Annotated in this window: 15 protein-coding genes; 5 read left to right on the top strand and 10 right to left on the bottom strand. The window is 42.5% G+C overall.

Annotation, left to right across the window (positions count from 1 at the left end):
* Positions 1–25: 25 nt before the first annotated feature.
* The 4 genes from CLV32_RS21775 to CLV32_RS21760 form a co-directional block, all read right to left on the bottom strand.
* Positions 26–769, bottom strand: coding sequence for a zinc ribbon domain-containing protein (locus CLV32_RS21775; protein ID WP_133559087.1), 744 nt, complete (start codon positions 767–769; stop codon positions 26–28).
* A gap of 777 nt (positions 770–1,546) precedes the next feature.
* On the bottom strand, positions 1,547–2,647 hold the full coding sequence (locus tag CLV32_RS21770) for a Nif3-like dinuclear metal center hexameric protein (protein ID WP_133559086.1): 1,101 nt from the start codon (positions 2,645–2,647) through the stop codon (positions 1,547–1,549).
* The gene (locus CLV32_RS21765) at positions 2,644–3,030 is read right to left on the bottom strand and encodes a TM2 domain-containing protein (RefSeq protein ID WP_133559085.1); all 387 of its coding nucleotides are present in this window, start codon (positions 3,028–3,030) and stop codon (positions 2,644–2,646) included. Before CLV32_RS21765 ends, CLV32_RS21770 begins: the two co-directional genes overlap by 4 nt.
* The gene (locus CLV32_RS21760; protein ID WP_133559084.1) at positions 3,023–3,355 is read right to left on the bottom strand and encodes a DUF2752 domain-containing protein; all 333 of its coding nucleotides are present in this window, start codon (positions 3,353–3,355) and stop codon (positions 3,023–3,025) included. Before CLV32_RS21760 ends, CLV32_RS21765 begins: the two co-directional genes overlap by 8 nt.
* Positions 3,356–3,428: 73 nt before the next feature.
* Between CLV32_RS21760 and mfd the strand changes: the two genes are divergently transcribed.
* Positions 3,429–6,776 carry a transcription-repair coupling factor gene (gene mfd, locus CLV32_RS21755; protein ID WP_133559215.1) on the top strand — a complete coding sequence of 1,116 codons (3,348 nt, stop codon included), beginning with the start codon at positions 3,429–3,431 and terminating at the stop codon, positions 6,774–6,776.
* Complete coding sequence (locus CLV32_RS21750) at positions 6,776–6,997, top strand: DUF3820 family protein (protein ID WP_208111083.1); 222 nt, start codon at positions 6,776–6,778, stop codon at positions 6,995–6,997. The genes mfd and CLV32_RS21750 overlap by 1 nt, the downstream gene beginning before the upstream one ends.
* A 34-nt stretch (positions 6,998–7,031) precedes the next feature.
* Here the strand turns inward: CLV32_RS21750 and CLV32_RS21745 are convergent, their stop codons facing one another.
* The 4 genes from CLV32_RS21745 to CLV32_RS21730 all read right to left on the bottom strand — a co-directional run bounded on the left by CLV32_RS21745 (position 7,032) and on the right by CLV32_RS21730 (position 11,778).
* Positions 7,032–9,770 carry a M14 family metallopeptidase gene (locus CLV32_RS21745; protein ID WP_133559082.1) on the bottom strand — a complete coding sequence of 913 codons (2,739 nt, stop codon included), beginning with the start codon at positions 9,768–9,770 and terminating at the stop codon, positions 7,032–7,034.
* Positions 9,771–9,853: 83 nt separating this feature from the next.
* The gene (locus CLV32_RS21740; RefSeq protein ID WP_133559081.1) at positions 9,854–10,663 is read right to left on the bottom strand and encodes a phosphatidate cytidylyltransferase; all 810 of its coding nucleotides are present in this window, start codon (positions 10,661–10,663) and stop codon (positions 9,854–9,856) included.
* Positions 10,653–10,868: a putative signal transducing protein gene (locus tag CLV32_RS21735; protein WP_133559080.1), complete on the bottom strand. Its 216-nt coding sequence runs from the start codon at positions 10,866–10,868 to the stop codon at positions 10,653–10,655. The genes CLV32_RS21740 and CLV32_RS21735 overlap by 11 nt, the downstream gene beginning before the upstream one ends.
* The gene (locus CLV32_RS21730) at positions 10,837–11,778 is read right to left on the bottom strand and encodes a CPBP family intramembrane glutamic endopeptidase (protein WP_133559079.1); all 942 of its coding nucleotides are present in this window, start codon (positions 11,776–11,778) and stop codon (positions 10,837–10,839) included. Before CLV32_RS21730 ends, CLV32_RS21735 begins: the two co-directional genes overlap by 32 nt.
* 52 nt (positions 11,779–11,830) lie before the next feature.
* Here CLV32_RS21730 and dusB point away from each other — a divergent pair, with 52 nt between their 5' ends.
* Both dusB and apaG read left to right on the top strand, forming a co-directional pair.
* Positions 11,831–12,838, top strand: coding sequence for a tRNA dihydrouridine synthase DusB (gene dusB / locus CLV32_RS21725; RefSeq protein WP_133559078.1), 1,008 nt, complete (start codon positions 11,831–11,833; stop codon positions 12,836–12,838).
* A gap of 34 nt (positions 12,839–12,872) precedes the next feature.
* A complete protein-coding gene (gene apaG / locus CLV32_RS21720; protein WP_133559077.1) occupies positions 12,873–13,259 on the top strand; it encodes a Co2+/Mg2+ efflux protein ApaG in 387 nt (128 codons plus the stop codon).
* On the opposite strand, the gene CLV32_RS21715 is transcribed toward apaG, so the two are convergent.
* The gene (locus CLV32_RS21715) at positions 13,256–13,951 is read right to left on the bottom strand and encodes a zinc metallopeptidase (protein WP_133559076.1); all 696 of its coding nucleotides are present in this window, start codon (positions 13,949–13,951) and stop codon (positions 13,256–13,258) included. The genes apaG and CLV32_RS21715 overlap by 4 nt on opposite strands.
* A gap of 350 nt (positions 13,952–14,301) precedes the next feature.
* Here CLV32_RS21715 and CLV32_RS21710 point away from each other — a divergent pair, with 350 nt between their 5' ends.
* Complete coding sequence (locus CLV32_RS21710; RefSeq protein ID WP_133559075.1) at positions 14,302–15,606, top strand: DNA recombination protein RmuC; 1,305 nt, start codon at positions 14,302–14,304, stop codon at positions 15,604–15,606.
* Here the strand turns inward: CLV32_RS21710 and thiL are convergent.
* A complete protein-coding gene (gene thiL / locus CLV32_RS21705; protein ID WP_133559074.1) occupies positions 15,601–16,644 on the bottom strand; it encodes a thiamine-phosphate kinase in 1,044 nt (347 codons plus the stop codon). The genes CLV32_RS21710 and thiL overlap by 6 nt on opposite strands.
* Between the last annotated feature and the right edge of the window lie 30 nt (positions 16,645–16,674).

The raw sequence follows: 16,674 nt of genomic DNA, 5'->3' as shown, positions 1-16,674 counted from the left end.
GGCTTTTACTCCTATTGCTATAGGATTATGCGATAATTAACTCTTGAGTCAAAGCCTCATCAACAAGGATTCTTCCGCAATGCTCGCAAACGATAATTTTTTTGCGTTGACGGATATCCAATTGTCTTTGTGGTGGAATCTGGTTAAAGCAACCTGAACAAGAATCCCTGTCGATCGTTACTACAGCAAGACCATTAACCGCGTTAGTTCTTAATCTGCCATAAGCAGTAAGTAAACGTTCTTCGATTTCAGTTTCTGCTTTCTCAGATTTTTTCAAAAGCGCTTGCTCTTCTTTCTCTGTTTCTGCAGTGATAGTCTGAAGCTCTCCTTTTTTGATCTCAAGATCATTCTTTCTTGATTCCAGATCAGCTAATGCTTTGTCGTATACTTCAGTTTTTGATGCAATTTCGAAACCATGCTCTCTGATTTTTTTCTCACAAACCTGAATCTCCAATGATTGGATTTCTACTTCTTTAGTTAAAGCATCATACTCACGATTGTTTTTTACGTCTTTCAATTGTGTTTCGTATTTCTTGATCAGGTTCTGAGCTTCCTTGATCATATTTTTACGACTCACAATAGCATCTTCGGTATCATCCAATTCGCCTTTAAATTTTTGAATACGTGTTTCCAATCCAGCAACCTCATCTTCTAAATCTGCTACTTCCATTGGCAATTCACCACGGATCTGACGGATTTTATCGATTTTAGTATGAAGGGTTTGTAATTCGTATAAAGCTTTTAGCTTCTGCTCTACAGTTTGTTCCATTAAATGAAATAATTTATTGGTATGTTTATTTTTAACTGATTATCAGTATTTTAATCGTTTAATTTCCTTAAAAGGATTGTCAAATTAGTACAAAATCCAGATATCCTGATCTTGTCCCGGATCTACAATAGCCAGTTAAAGCTTGCAAAGATAAGTATAATTTTTCCTATCACAGATATAATTTACTATAAACCTGTTGTTTGTGACTGTCCAGATCAGCGGTATTCTACTGTCTGCTCTTGGTGAGCCATTCCAAAAATATTGGGTACAACGCACAATTAGAAATATAGGGCCAGATCTGTTGCGCACCGTATACCAGATATTGCCGTGTAAGCCAGGAGTAAACCAAAATCACCAAAGCCGATTCAAATTTGCTGGAAAGACCCAAAAGACAACCCATACATCAGCTTGAGGAAAATTGCACCTGAATACCAGGTGCGCCCATAGTGCATTCGAGGTGATACCAAGATTGCTTCGGTGTTGAGTCGGTGTTCGGTCGGTGTTGGTTCGGTGTTGGTTCGGTGCCGGACCGACTCAACACCCTTTCAACACCGATGCAAGTCCGATGCAATACCAAGGTAATCTTGGACGCACTACGGGAGCACTTTGGGCTCAGTATGGCCTCACAGAGGTCTTTACTGCATTCCTAACTCTACGTTACAGGCTTTCGTTCCTAAAATCTTTATTTGAGAAATTTGTGTTACAAAAAAGCCCATGTAGTAGTCGCGCCTGACTAATACATGGGCTGTAGTAAAATATCCTAAAAATGCTTAATTTTTATCCTTTGAAGTAACTTACGGGATTAGTACTGATCCGGGTATGTTGAAACAGGAATTCAGGGAATTTCTTTTGCAGTGTATCCACCAGAAAAGCAGAAGTAAACTGTTCACTTTCAAAATGTCCAATATCCGCGATCATCAGCTTCTGCTCGGCATCAAAAAACTCGTGGTACTTGAAATCAGCAGTAACAAAGGCATCGGCACCAGCCGCTATAGCATCTTTGAGCAGAAAGCTCCCAGAGCCACCACAAACGGCCACCTTTTTTATTTTTCCAGGGCGCATTTCAGTATGGCGAATTACGCTGGCCTGCATCCGGTGCTGCACGCGCTGCAAGAATTCGTAGCCGTCCAGTTCCTGATCCAGCCAGCCAATCATACCTGCACCTACAGTTTGGAGTTTATTTTCCAATGAATAGATGTCATATGCCACCTCTTCGTAAGGGTGGTTTTCGAGCAGGGCGAGTAAAATTTTTCTTTCATCGGGTGCCTTGAAGATCAACTCTATCCGAACCTCCGGCTCTGTGTGCAACACACCTGGATTTCCGGCAAAAGGATTGCTGTCTGCAGCGCCTTTAAACGTACCAAAGCCTTCCGCATTAAAGCTGCAGTCGCTATAATTACCAATATGTCCGCCTCCGGCTTCAAAAAGCGCTTCACGTACTCCATTGGCTTGCGCGATGGGGCAGAAGGTCACTAGTTTTTTCAGGATGCCGCTTTTCGGACTTAATATCTTAGGATTTAAAATTCCTAACCTGTCGCAGATCACCTTATTCACACCTTCAGCCATACTATCCAGGTTGGTATGTATCGCATATAGCGCGATATTATGCTGAATAGCCTTGATAATTACACGTTCCACATAGGTTTTACCATTCAGCTTTTTTAAGCCTTTAAAAACAATGGGGTGGTGGGTAATAATAAGATTGCAGTTGTTGGCTATCGCCTCATCCACAATTGCCTCTGTGCAATCCAGGGCCACAATCGCGCCGTGTACTTCCTTTTCCGGATCACCAACAAGCAGTCCGGAGTTATCATAAGATTCCTGATAGGATAATGGCGCAAGACTTTCCAGATAACGGGTAATCAGGCTTAACTTCATAGATTTGGATTGTTGTTTATTATCGGATTAGCAAAACCCATTCTTACCATCTGCAGACTTTCGAATACCATTTTCTGGTTGTATTCAAAGGCCAGGCTTTTATGGTTAATGAGGTCAATGATCGTTCCAATAAAACATAAACCTACTGTAAAGAAATATAAGATTCCCATACCTATTTGTCCGACTAAAAAGCGGGATAAACCTGGGACAAAAAAGCCGAGGATACAGTACAATACCATATCATCCGGATTACGTCTTTTGCCTCCGTAGATCATTAGAAATCCTCTTAATTGTTGCTCAGTAAGCCCTGTTGTTGCACTTTGCAAATAGGAATACTCTTGTGGAGAAATCCCTGGCAGGGTCATAAATGGTGAATCAAACATAATAGCGCTCCTTTTCCTTTAAATTCTTTGTTTTATAGCTTGTCCATTCCATTCTGGAAAGGATAAAAATTCTGTAACCAATAATACCTAATGCAGGTATTCCAAACCAGTGCATCCTGAAACTACCCATGATTTCTCCCTGAAACAGGAGCGTAATTGCTCTCCCCAACCCACATCCCGGGCACCAGCTAAAGCCCATATTGGCAAGCGGGCATAAGCTCAGGTGTAACGCGCTCTTATCCGTATGCGGCGCTGCTGTTGCAAGCAAAAACAACGCCGAAATCCAGATCACCAATTCAAGGGGAAAACGGTTAAAGGATTTCATTTTGCTTTTATTTTTAGATGTATAAATACGCCTGATGTTACATTTAAGCAAATCATTAATATTATCTTTGTATGTGAACATCCGCGAACTGATCGATAAATATAAAACAGATGAGCGCATTGTTGCATTGGCTAAAGCCCTCAACCAGGGTAAAGGTAGCAAACTTCAGCTAAAAGGGCTGGTAGGCTCTGCTGATGCAACAGTTGCTGTAACAACGTATTTCCTGCTCCACAAACCACAGCTTTTTGTTTTGCCCGACAGGGAAGAAGCAGCCTATTTTCTGGGCGACCTGGAGAGTATCCTCGATAAGGAAGTATTACTTTTCCCTTCTTCATTCCGGAAAGGATTTGACTTTACACAGATCGATACCGCCAATGTGCTGAACAGGGCAGAGGTGCTTAACGAACTTAACCACCATTCTGAATATGGTAAGATCGTGGTGACCTATCCCGAAGCGCTTGCCGAAAAGGTAATTGACCGCAGTGTACTTGAGAAAAACACGCTTGAAATTGCTTTAAATGCAAAATTGGGTATTGATTTCATCAATGAGTTCCTGATTGACTATGATTTTGAACGTACAGATTTTGTGTACGAGCCAGGGCAGTTTTCGATTCGTGGCGGGATTGTAGATATCTTCTCTTTTTCTCACGACCTCCCTTACCGCATTGAGTTTTTTGGCGATATCGTAGAAAGCATCCGCACCTTTGAGATTGAAAGTCAGCTGTCGGTTGATGATGTGAAAACACTCACGATCATTCCGAATGTACAGTCAAAATACTTAACTGAAAACAACATCAGCATCCTCGATTATATCGATAAGGATACCCAGCTCTGGTTTAAGGATGTGGAGTTTACCCTGGATATCATTAAAGCAGGCTATAAAAAAGCGTCTGAGCTCTGGAAAGCTTTACCCGCAAAGGAAAAAAATGAAAATCCAGACTGGATAGATCCGAAATATGGCTTTACAGACGAGAAAATGGTGGCCGATATTGTCCATGATTTTCCGCTCGTGGAATTTGGAAAACAGTTTTTCTATCAAACGGATCTGGTTTTTCCTTTCGAGACTAAACCACAACCTTCCTTTAATAAGGATTTCAACTTATTGATCCACAACATTAAGGAAAACGAAAAACAGGGTATCCATAATTTCATTTTTTCCAACTCTCCGAAACAAACAGAAAGGCTCTATGCTATTCTGGATGACATAGATAAAACGGCTAAGTTTACCCCTGTAAATATTTCGCTGAGGGAAGGTTTTATAGATCCCCAGCAGCATTTTGCCTGCTATACGGATCATCAGATCTTTGACAGGTTTTATAAATACAAACTCAAGAAAGGTTATCAGAGAAGTCAGGCTATTACTTTAAAAGAGCTGCGTGATTTGAAGCCTGGTGATTTTGTGACGCATATTGACCATGGGATCGGTAAATATGCCGGACTCGAGAAAGTGGAGGTTAACGGCAAGACCCAGGAGATGATCCGGCTGGTTTATGCTGACAATGACCTGTTGTATGTAAACATCAACTCATTAAACCGTATTGCCAAATACAGTGGCAAGGATGGAACAGCACCTAAAATGAATAAGCTGGGCACCGAGGCCTGGGATAAGCTAAAAAAAAACACTAAAAAAAAAGTTAAGGATATCGCCCGCGACCTGATCAAATTGTACGCCATGCGGAAGTCGCAGGTAGGTACAGCCTTTGATCCGGACGGCTATCTGGAAACTGAACTGGAGGCGTCATTTATCTATGAAGATACCCCGGATCAGGAAAAAGCTACACTGGATGTAAAGAAGGATATGGAAGCTCCGCATCCGATGGACAGACTGGTTTGCGGCGATGTGGGCTTTGGTAAAACGGAGATTGCTGTCCGTGCGGCTTTTAAAGCTGTAGCCAATGGAAAACAAGCAGCCATACTTGTACCAACAACTATCCTGGCGCTTCAGCATTTCAAGACATTTTCGGGCCGTTTAAAAGACTTTCCATGTACGATTGACTATATCAATCGTTTCAAGACAAATAAACAAATTAAGGACACGCTGGCGCGTTTGGCAGAAGGTAAGGTCGATATTGTTATCGGTACCCACCGTTTGCTGAGCAAAGACGTTAAATTCAAAGATCTGGGCATCATGATTATCGATGAGGAACAGAAGTTTGGCGTAACAGCAAAGGAGAAATTAAAGGCCTTGCGTGTGAATGTCGATACGCTTACGCTAACCGCCACACCGATTCCACGAACCCTGCATTTCTCATTGATGGGTGCGCGGGATCTTTCGATCATTAATACCCCACCACCAAACCGGCAGGCTGTAAATACCGAACTTCATGTGTTCAATGATAAGCTGATCCAGGAAGCCGTACAGTTTGAGCTTGATCGTGGCGGACAGGTTTTCTTTATCCATAACCGGGTAAACGACCTGACGCAGCTGGGTGGGCTTATACAAACGCTGGTGCCGAAAGCGAGAATCGGCATAGCCCACGGGCAGCTTGATGGTGATCAGCTGGAGGATGTGATGCTCGACTTCATCAATGGAGAAAAAGATGTGCTGGTGGCGACAACGATTATTGAGGCCGGCCTGGATATCCCTAATGCCAACACCATCATCATTAACCATGCGCACATGTTCGGACTGAGTGATCTGCACCAGATGCGTGGCAGGGTAGGACGCTCCAACAAAAAAGCTTTCTGTTATTTATTGAGCCCTCCGTTAAGTACCCTAACTTCTGAGGCACGCAAGCGCCTGAGCGCCATTGAGGAATTTTCTGATCTGGGAAGTGGCTTTAACATCGCCATGCGGGATCTTGACATCCGCGGTAGCGGAAACCTGCTGGGGGCAGAACAGAGTGGCTTTATTGCAGAGATCGGCTTTGAAATGTATCATAAGATCCTTGATGAGGCTATTCAGGAGCTGAAGGGGGATGAGTTTAAAGATCTTTTTAAAGATGACCCGCAACGTCCTTTTGTGAGCTTTACCCAGGTGGATACAGATCTTGAATTGTATATTCCTGATGGTTATGTAACCAATATCACGGAGCGTTACAACTTATATACAGAGTTGTCTAAAATCGATAACGAGCCTCAGCTGATGGCTTTTGAAGCATCACTGAAAGACCGTTTCGGTCCGGTGCCGAAGCCGGTAAAAACGATGATGGATGTATTGCGCTTGCAATGGGTAGCCCGGAAGCTGGGCTTCGAAAAACTAAACTTTAAAAAGGGCGTGCTGAGGGGCTATTTTATTGCCAACAAGCAGTCGGCTTATTTTGATTCTACAATGTTTAACCAGGTGTTGCATTTTGCGCAGCTGCACCCGAGAATATGTAATCTGAAGGAAGTAAAAGACAGTCTGAGGATCGCTTTTGAAAACCTGAATACAGTTAATGAAGCGATAGAAATGCTCAACATGGTAGCCCAGGAAAGATGATGAACCCACAACTGTTGCAGGATCTGGTAACCCAGAGAATGCCGTTCGGCAAATATAAAGGCCGTTTATTATGCGATTTACCAGAGCCTTACCTGGTTTGGTTTCATCAGGAAGGTTTCCCTCCAGGAAAACTGGGTCAGCAGATCGCTACACTCTACGAGATCAAGCTGAACGGACTGGAGTATCTTTTAAAGCCATTAAAAAACAAAAGCGGGTACTAAGACCCGCTTTTTGTTTACAAACTATATGTTTAGCTTATTTCGTTGTATATAACTGATTAAACAGCAATTTGAAGGTACCATGCGTTTGTGCCCTGAAGGTAATTTCAGGACCAAAAGCAACAAGTCTTCCTTTACCTATCGGTGCTTCAAAAGCAGCTACACCGTCTTTTAGGTATGCTTGTCCCCATGCCCATCCGCTGCGCAATGGTGTAGCAGAACCAAACCAGGCTAAAGGTTTGATGCGTCCGTCTGCAACGGCGTCAGGAGAGATCTTAAATACCGGGCTGTTGTCAAAATACAAATCACCCAGATCTTCCATACCCCAGTTAGCCGGGTTTTTAGTGTCGTAATTCACCTGCAATACACTTCCTGGAATGTAGTATTTCTCATCAGGTAACCTTCTTTCTTCACCATTAGGTCCCATCTCGACAATAGCGTTACGCAAAGGAAGCTTCAGGTGGAAAGCCAGGTTGGTACTGCTTCCGATAGCAATAATATCACCACCTTCTTTCATGAACTTCTCTAATTCAGGAATTGATTTGGCAGGAGTTAAACGACCCAGTTGTTTACGGTATTCTTCAGGTACATCTTCTGGTTTAGGTCCGGCACCGCCTCGGCCGCCAAATCCGGCATTGGCATTTGTTTGAAGCGCTGGAATAGCACCATCAGGGAAAATAATGGCATCGTATTTAGCTTTTAACCCACCAGCATCGATATCAGGAGGATAAATTACCGTTACGTTGAACTGATATTGTTCCATCATCCATCTGATCCATCCTGAAGGCATAGATCCTCCATATTGGTCATATAAAGCAATTTTAGCTGGCTTAATTGCCTGCAGACTTTTCGGTTTTGAGGCGGCAGGGGTAACCCTTACACCCAGCTCCTTAATTGCTTTATCAAGGGTTGACTTTGCAGATCCTGCTACATAAAATGATCCATCAGCGGTATTTCTTGAAACAGCGATACCCGCTTTCAATAATTCGTTAACCACTTCGTAAGAATCATTTGAGGCTGCGCTCAAAGTATATCCTGAAGCAGATTTGAGGGCGGCAGGCTCTGCTTTTTGCAATTCTCCGTAAGCTTGTTTTACAAACGGTCCGTTGAAGTCTTCCAGCACGCGGTCAAACTTAACATTCATCATGTAAGCCAGTGTCCAGCCTGCAGCATCATAAGGAGCAATTGGAGGGCCACCAGGATACTTAAAGTCATTCGGGTGATCTTGTGGCTCAAACATGTCCAGGATATGCGGTCTGAAGGCCTGATCTGTTTTCACAACGTAAGATCCCTTAGGGTAAGTCTTTCCATTTACTGAAAATCCTGTTGTAGCTTTTTGAACTACAATACCAGTTCTGATCAGCGCATTGAGGAATTTTACGGCAGTAGTGAAATCCGGTTGATCTGCAGAGAGGATATACCCACGTGCGTCTCTTAATGCAGGAGCTTTCATTACTGTATCATAATATTTAACCGGCATAGCACCTCCACCGCGTTCAAATCCGCCTGGTGCTGGTGTTGCTGCTGTTTTTCTGTCTTTTGCAAAGTCTGCATTAATATCTTCAACACGTTTCGGCGACATAGTCCAGTAGTCTTTGCTACCCCTGTCGATCGAGTTTTTACCCATTACGTACATGTTGTACAATAGCTCGTCACTATAGCGCTGTGCGTAGTTTAATACGGCATAGTTCAGCGATACAGAGTAGTCAATAGATTGTTTGAACAACCATTTTTGTGGTACGATTGGTTTTGGCGAATCACCGTTCGGTAATAAACGTGAAGGCACCAAAGGAATAGTCATAGGAGTAGGGTTACCGATGATTTCTGTAAGCAGACCAATCATATTATGGAAATACGTTGTGGTACGCAAACCGCCATTATACCAGGTAGAATATACAGAACCTCCGCGTTGGGTGTAACCACCTTTATCTTCAGCAATCAGGCGGCTGTGCATTGCTGCACCTACGGCATCAAGACTGGTCATGATCAGTGGATCAAACACATAGTTAAAAGGATCACGGTAAGGAGGGCCCGCTACTACCGTTCCGGCAGGGCCGGTTTGGTGGTGGTTGTACATGATCTGTGGCAACCATTCCACAAATAACTGACGACCGATATTCTGGCTTTCTTTCATGTTCAGCATGTAGAAATCCCTGTTGTTATCGTGGCCGATATACTTATTGTAAAGTCTTGGAACACCATTGGTAGTTCTTTTCAAAGGATCTTTATCACGCATGTACCAGTTGGTTACAATTTCTTGTCCATCCGGGTTAGCATGCGTCATCAACACAATCACATTATCCAGGATTCTGTTGGTTTCTGCATCTTTGCGTGTAGCGAGATCATACGCTGTTTCTATCAGCTGATGTGCACCAACAACCTCATTGGCATGCAAACCTCCATCGATCCACACCACTGTTTTACCTTCCTGAGCAAGCGATTTTGCCTGGGCAGGGGTTAGGCCTTCAGCATGTGCCAATCTTTGAGAAATCTGTTTGTATTTCTCCAGGTTTTTAAGGTTTTCTGGTGATGATACCACCAGCATCAGCTGAGGTCGTCCTTCTTCAGTTTTTCCAATTTCTACCAATTTAACTCTTGGAGAAGTTGTGGCAAGCTTTCTGAAATAGGCTTCAGTTTGCGTGTAGGTTGCAAGCTGATAATTATCACCAATGTCGAATCCAAAGTGCTCTTTGGGTGTCGGGACAGTTTGTGCCACCAGCTGTTCGGTACTCATGAAGAGCAGCAGGGCAAAGGTCAGTAAGTAAGGTTTTGGCATAATTGATCTGTATTAATTTAGGTAGAGTAAATATAGATCAGAAACCTTTTGATTGTATGGCTGTTACCGATTTGTTACAGCAGTTAGTACAAAACGAGGTATAAATAGGCAAAAACTATAGGTGCAGCGATCAGCAGACCGTCAAACCTATCCAACAAGCCCCCATGGCCTGGCAACAGCGTTCCCGAATCTTTCACATCGAGACTTCTCTTCAACATGGATTCTACCAGGTCGCCGATTGTTCCAAAGCATACAATCAGCACAGCCATGCCTGCCCATACAAAACCATTCACTTCCTTAAAGAAGAATGAAACGATCAAGCCTACAAGGACGCTTACAAAGACACCACCGGCAAAACCTTCCCAGGTTTTTTTAGGCGAATGACGCTCGAACAGTTTGTTCTTTCCCAGTTTTCTGCCAAACAGGTAAGCACCGGTATCACTTGCCCAAAGCATCAGCATAAATGCCAGCGGGAAATGGAAATTATATACTTCGCTATCCTTGATAAAGCCAAGGGCATAATAAAAACTGAAAGGGATCATCACGAGGATAAGACCCAGAAACGTATAACCGATATTGGTGAAGGGGTTCTTTTCCTTACGGTATAATTCGGCTATAAAAACACCAAAGATAGCGGGGATAATTAACAGGAGATATTTACTATCCAGGTTAAAAAACTGGCGGGCTGCGAGGCCTCCGAACAGGAACAATCCGGCAAGATAGCCCAGTAGCAAATGTGGCTTTACCTCTGCCTTTTTAACGAGCTTATAAAATTCAGATAGGCTCAGCAGGCTTAAAACAAGGTAAAATAAGGTAAACACCGTTCCGCCCAGCAGTACTGAAGCCAACATAACGATGGTAAAGAAAAATGCTGTGATTGCCCTAGTCTTCATTGCTGCTGTCTGCTTCGATATGCGCCTTTGCTCTTTCTACATTCTCATTCTGCACCATCACATTGTTGAGTCCAAAAACTTTATAGGAAGAATCCTGCTGATTTAATACTACTGCAGGGATATCGTTTTCTATCAGGCTTTGTTTGATGATCTCGGCGGTAATAGCATCTTCGCTAGAGAAGACCTTGGTCCAGTTGTTTTCCATGTGATGTTGTTTGTTTTTTAAAATAATATAGGGCAAAGATGGTTAAAAGGATGCTGATGCCATAACCTATCCAATTGAAATTACTGGTATTATCGGCCGAATTAAGCGGCATATTATGTTTTTGCAGGTAAAGCGCCAGGCATACAGCATAGCCATTATTCAGGAAATGGGCAAACATGGTGTACCACAAACTCCTTGTCCAGAAATAAATATATCCAAAAAGGGCACCCAGTAACATCCTGGGGATGAATCCAAAAAACTGCACGTGGATGGCGCTGAAAATAATTGCCGACAACCAGATTGCTACATGTGGGTTGCCTGCCATGCGGGTTAGCGAACGCTGGATACCACCCCTGAACATCAGTTCTTCGGCGATGGCTGGAAGTATGGCAATCATGAACATATTGACTGCAAAGTCCCAGGGCTTTCTTACGGTGAGCAGCTCGATTGTCATGCGCATCGTTTCATCTTCTTTCTCCCGCATCCAGCTTTCCAGGGGCTTCAAAATTCCTGGTAATGTCATTTTTTGATTAATCAATCCCGTCAGTTCTGTAATCGGTGAGGAAACAGCCATGATTACAAATACTGATAAAAGCAGTAAGGCCTGTGGCTTTTTGAAGCCATAAAAATCATCCAGTTTTTTTCCTTCTGTCCAGGCTAGCGCAATAGCTGGTGCCATAAAAAGGCCCGTAGTAGTCAGGATCTGCACAATTTTTAATCCATCGAGGTATTTTGGATCACCGCTCATGAGTCCTGCAGGATCCATCAATATATTTGGCCCGTACAGTACAGCAAGTATTGCAAAGCTGAGGATCGTACCTATGAAAACGCCAGCAAGGGCATATCCACCAAGGATAAGTAACTGTACATAAGCACTATTTTCTGCGCGGCTTCTTTGAATCAGGTTCATTATTTGTATTATTTGTACCTTTGTACTTAAATTTTGGTTTGAAGATAGAAAAATGTCTGTAAAGATAGGAAATATAGATTTGGGGGAGTTTCCCTTATTACTTGCCCCGATGGAGGATGTGAGCGACCCGCCGTTCCGATATGTGTGTAAGCAAAGTGGGGTTGATCTGATGTATACGGAATTTATTTCTTCGGAAGGTCTTATCCGTGATGCTGCCAAAAGCAGGCAGAAACTTGATATTTTTGAATACGAGCGCCCAATTGGCATCCAGATCTTCGGAAGTGAGATTGATCATATGCGTGAGGCTACGGAAATAGCAACATTGGCAGGTCCCGATCTGATGGATATCAATTATGGATGTCCCGTTAAACAGGTTGCCTGCAGAGGCGCTGGTTCCGCATTGTTGCAGGATATCGACAAAATGGTAAAAATGACAGAGGCCGTAGTGAAGGCCACCCATTTACCTGTTACTGTTAAAACCAGGCTCGGTTGGGATGATACCACAAAAAATGTAGAAGAAGTAGCAGAAAGATTACAGGATATTGGTATCCAAGGACTTACTATCCATGGTAGAACCCGGGCACAGATGTATAAGGGTGCTGCCGACTGGAGTTTGATCAGGGAAATTAAGAGAAATCCGAGGATCAAGATTCCTATTTTCGGGAATGGCGATGTTGACAGTATCCGTAAGGCTGCAGACTGGAGATTGGAATATGAGGTGGACGGTATCATGATTGGCAGGGCAGCTATTGGCTATCCCTGGATTTTCAGAGAGATCCGTCATTTCTTCAACACAGGTGAAATTTTAGCCGGTCCTTCTGTAGAAGAACGCGTTTCTGTTTGCAGAACGCATTTTGAGAAATCGATTGAATGGAAAGGCCCGAGGGTAGGTGTTTTTGAAATGAGAAGACATTATGCCAACTATTTTAAGGGATTACCAGACTTTAAACCTTACAGAATGCAGCTGGTCAAAGAAGAGAACATAGAGACAATTCATGCTTTACTTGACGAAGTGGCAGATAAATTTCAGCACATTGAACCAATCCGCGAAATGGCTTGATTTTTGAAAAACGAATTGCATAAAGGTTAATATCATGGTTACAGCAATCACACAAGGCGTAAAAATATCAGTAGAGACAGTTTATCAGGACGCTTATTCCAATCCTGCTGACGAAGCTTTTATGTTTGCATATAAGATCGAAATTGAAAACCTGTCTGACTATGCCATCCAGCTGATGCGCAGACAGTGGTTTATTTTTGACTCTAATGGTACCATTAAAGAAGTGGAAGGCGAAGGTGTTATCGGCGTTCAGCCCGTGATAGAGCCTGGGCAAACCCATGCGTATGTTTCAGGATGTCAGATCACTACAGAAATAGGTAGTATGAAGGGAAATTATGCTATGGTTCGTTTAGTTGACGACACTGCATTTAAAGTTGACATTCCTGAATTTCAATTGATTGCACCTTACCGCCTTAATTAATCACGCCCACGGCCAAATAACATACTGGTATAGTAAACCAGATTTCCCAGCGCACCTATCGTAGCTACAATGTAAGTCATAGCCGCCCACCATAAGGCATCTTTTGCCTGGGTATGTTCTTTTTCAGAAGGCATTACTTTGGGATTGTTTTTAAGCCATCTTAAGGCTCTTTTACTCGCATCAAGCTCTACCGGAAGGGTAATCAGACTGAAGATTGTTACGAGCGTAAGTCCTACTACTCCAATTCCCAATAAAAAGGGGTTGCCAGTAAATGCAATGAGGGCCACACCAAGAATCATCACCCATTGCAGGAGGTTGGAAGTTATGGTAACTACAGGAACCATATCTGAGCGCAACTCAAGCCAGTCGTAGCCCATAGTATCCTGTATCGCATGCCCACATTCATGTGCTGCTACAGCTGCCGCGGCAACACTTCTACCATGATAAACATCAGTACTTAGATTTACGGTCTTATCTTTCGGGTTATAATGATCAGTAAGCTTGCCTTCGGTACTCATCACTTTTACGTTGAAAATACCATTATCCTGCAGCATTTTTTCTGCTACCTCAGCACCGGAATAGCCGGAATTCAGCTGCATCTCCGTATAGCCTGCAAACTTATGCCTGAATCTCCATTGAACAAACATGCTTATTATCAGCACGGGAATGATCACAACTATGTACGTTTCCATTTCCTTTTCCTTTACTTCATCTGACTAATCAGAATCAAAAAGCGTTCCCTCTTTTCAAAAATACACTATGGCTATCGCAGATCTGTTTAAATAAGACCGTTTATATTTTTACTTATCAACGGAAAATTCGACACAAATAACTGATATATAGACTTATTTAAAACAATACCAAAATGTATAGGTTTGATCATGCTATTTTATTTGGAGATTAGATCGTCTATAATAAAATACACTAAAACCTTATTGTATCGCTGATATCAGTCTAATTTACGCTTATAAAGTTATATTTAATTACTAATATAATTTGATATTTATCAGCAAAAATCGTAATTTTAATAAAAATATTAGTAATGGAAATTGTTGCGTGCGTCCTTCTTTTAATTCTTTGTGTGCTGATCATATTTTTAATAAAAAAATCAGGACAAGGAAATTCCCAGGCTTTATTGGATTTGAAGGACACTGCACTTTTCAAGGCTGAGCAAGCGTTTCGGGAGGAGAAATTAAGACTGGAGCAGGAAATAATTAACTTACGCGATGACCTGATGCTGGCGCATAGCCGCGCTGTTAGAGCCGAAGAAAATCTCAATGCACAATTGACCAAGCAGCAGGAGCAGGCTCAATATCTGATGGAACTTCAGCAGAAATCAAGGATGGAATTTGAACAGATTGCCACTAAGATATTGGATGAAAAAACCGCTAAATTTACAGAGGTGAACAGGAGCAGCATGGATTTACTCTTGACTCCACTGAAAGAGAACATCAAGGCATTTGAGCAGAAAGTTGAGAAAGTTTATAAAGATGAATCTGATGAACGTAATACTTTACGTGGGGTAATTTCTCAGCTGATGCTGCAGAGTAAGCAGATACAGGAAGAAGCTGGAAATCTAACGCGTGCATTAAAAGGAGATAGCAAGAAACAGGGCAACTGGGGTGAACTTATACTGGAACGTGTGCTTGAACGCTCAGGTTTGGTTAAGGATAGGGAATATCGTGTTCAGGCTTCGTTACAGCACGCTGAAGGCAACCGGATGCAACCGGATGTGATAATTGACCTCCCTGATGAAAAACACATTGTAGTGGATGCAAAGGTATCACTTGTAGCCTATGAGAGATTGGTATCTGCAGATACTGAAGAAGACCGGGAATTGTTTTTGAAGCAGCATATTGTTTCTATCAAAAGTCACATACAGAATCTTTCGGGCAAGAACTACCACGATCTTTACCAGATCAGCTCTCCGGACTTCGTATTACTTTTTATTCCGATAGAATCATCTTTCGGACTGGCGGTGCAGGCAGACGCAGAATTGTTTAACTACGCCTGGGATAGGAAAGTGGTACTCGTTAGTCCATCTACCTTACTGGCTACGTTACGCACCATATCAAGCATATGGAAACAGGAAAGACAGAACAGAAATGTATTGGAAATTGCCCGTTTAAGTGGTAGCATGTACGATAAGTTTGTGGGCTTCCTGACGGATATGGAAGGGATTGGACGTAACATCAGACAGAGTCAGGAGAGTTACGACAAGGCATTGAACAAATTATCTACCGGGGCAGGTAATTTGTCCAATACTGCCGAAAAGATCAGGAAACTCGGCGCTAAAACCAATAAGCATATCGATGCTAAATTCCTGGATCATGAGGATACCTTATGATTTTTTAAAGGCATTCCATCCCTGAGCCTTTAGCTCATGAACTACACTGGATTTTGATATCATTTTACAACCTGAATTCAGGTCTGTAATGTGTCCGATTACGCTAATATCAATATCGTTTTTCAGCTTACTATAATCTGATTGCTTAATAGTAAACAACAATTCGTAATCTTCACCACCGTTTAATGCACAAATTGTTGGATCTAAACCTAGTTCCCTTGCAGTCTCATAGGTCATGGGATCTATCGGTAATTTTTCTTCATAAATGGTACAACCTTTTTCGGATTGCGTACATATATGAAATAATTCTGATGCCAAACCATCTGATACGTCGATCATTGAGGTCGGCAAAATATCCATTTGGGCTAGTAGATCAACGATATCCCTGCGACCTTCCGGTTTAAGCTGACGCTCAATAATATAATCCTTACCCTCCAGATCTGGCTGAATATTAGGATTTTCCAGATAAATCTGTTTCTCTCTTTCTAGAATTTGCAGTCCAACATAAGCACCACCCAAATCACCAGATACGCAGATCAGATCACCCTCACCGGCTCCATTACGATAAACAATATCTTTTTTATCTGCGTAACCGATACTAGTTACACTAATCACTAAGCCCTGTTTGCTCGATGAAGTATCTCCTCCGATCACATCAATATTGAATTTATTGCAGGCCAGCTCAATTCCTTTATAGATTTCCTCTACAGCCTCGAGCGGAAACTTGCTCGATATGCCGATAGAAACCGTTATCTGGGTTGCCACACCATTCATTGCATAAATATCACTCAGATTAACCTGTACTGCCTTATAGCCCAAATGCATCAATGGTACATATGCCAGGTCAAAATGGATACCCTCAAGCAAAAGGTCTGTAGAAATAAGTACCTCTTTACCTTCAAAATTAAGTACTGCGGCGTCATCGCCAATTCCTTTGACGCTACTCTCGTGGCGAACTTTGAAGTTTTCAGTCAGGTGTTTAATCAGCCCGAATTCGCCGAGTTCTGCGACATCTGTACGCTCTTTATTTTCAAACATATTTTGTTCAACTAAACTGTATTCAACCTG

It is taken from the genome of Pedobacter duraquae (genome assembly GCF_004362245.1).
In the GTDB taxonomy this organism is placed as follows: Bacteria; Bacteroidota; Bacteroidia; order Sphingobacteriales; family Sphingobacteriaceae; genus Pedobacter; species Pedobacter duraquae.
The sequence above is the reverse complement of the archived record's forward strand: the minus strand, read 5'-3'. Positions and strand labels throughout refer to the sequence as shown.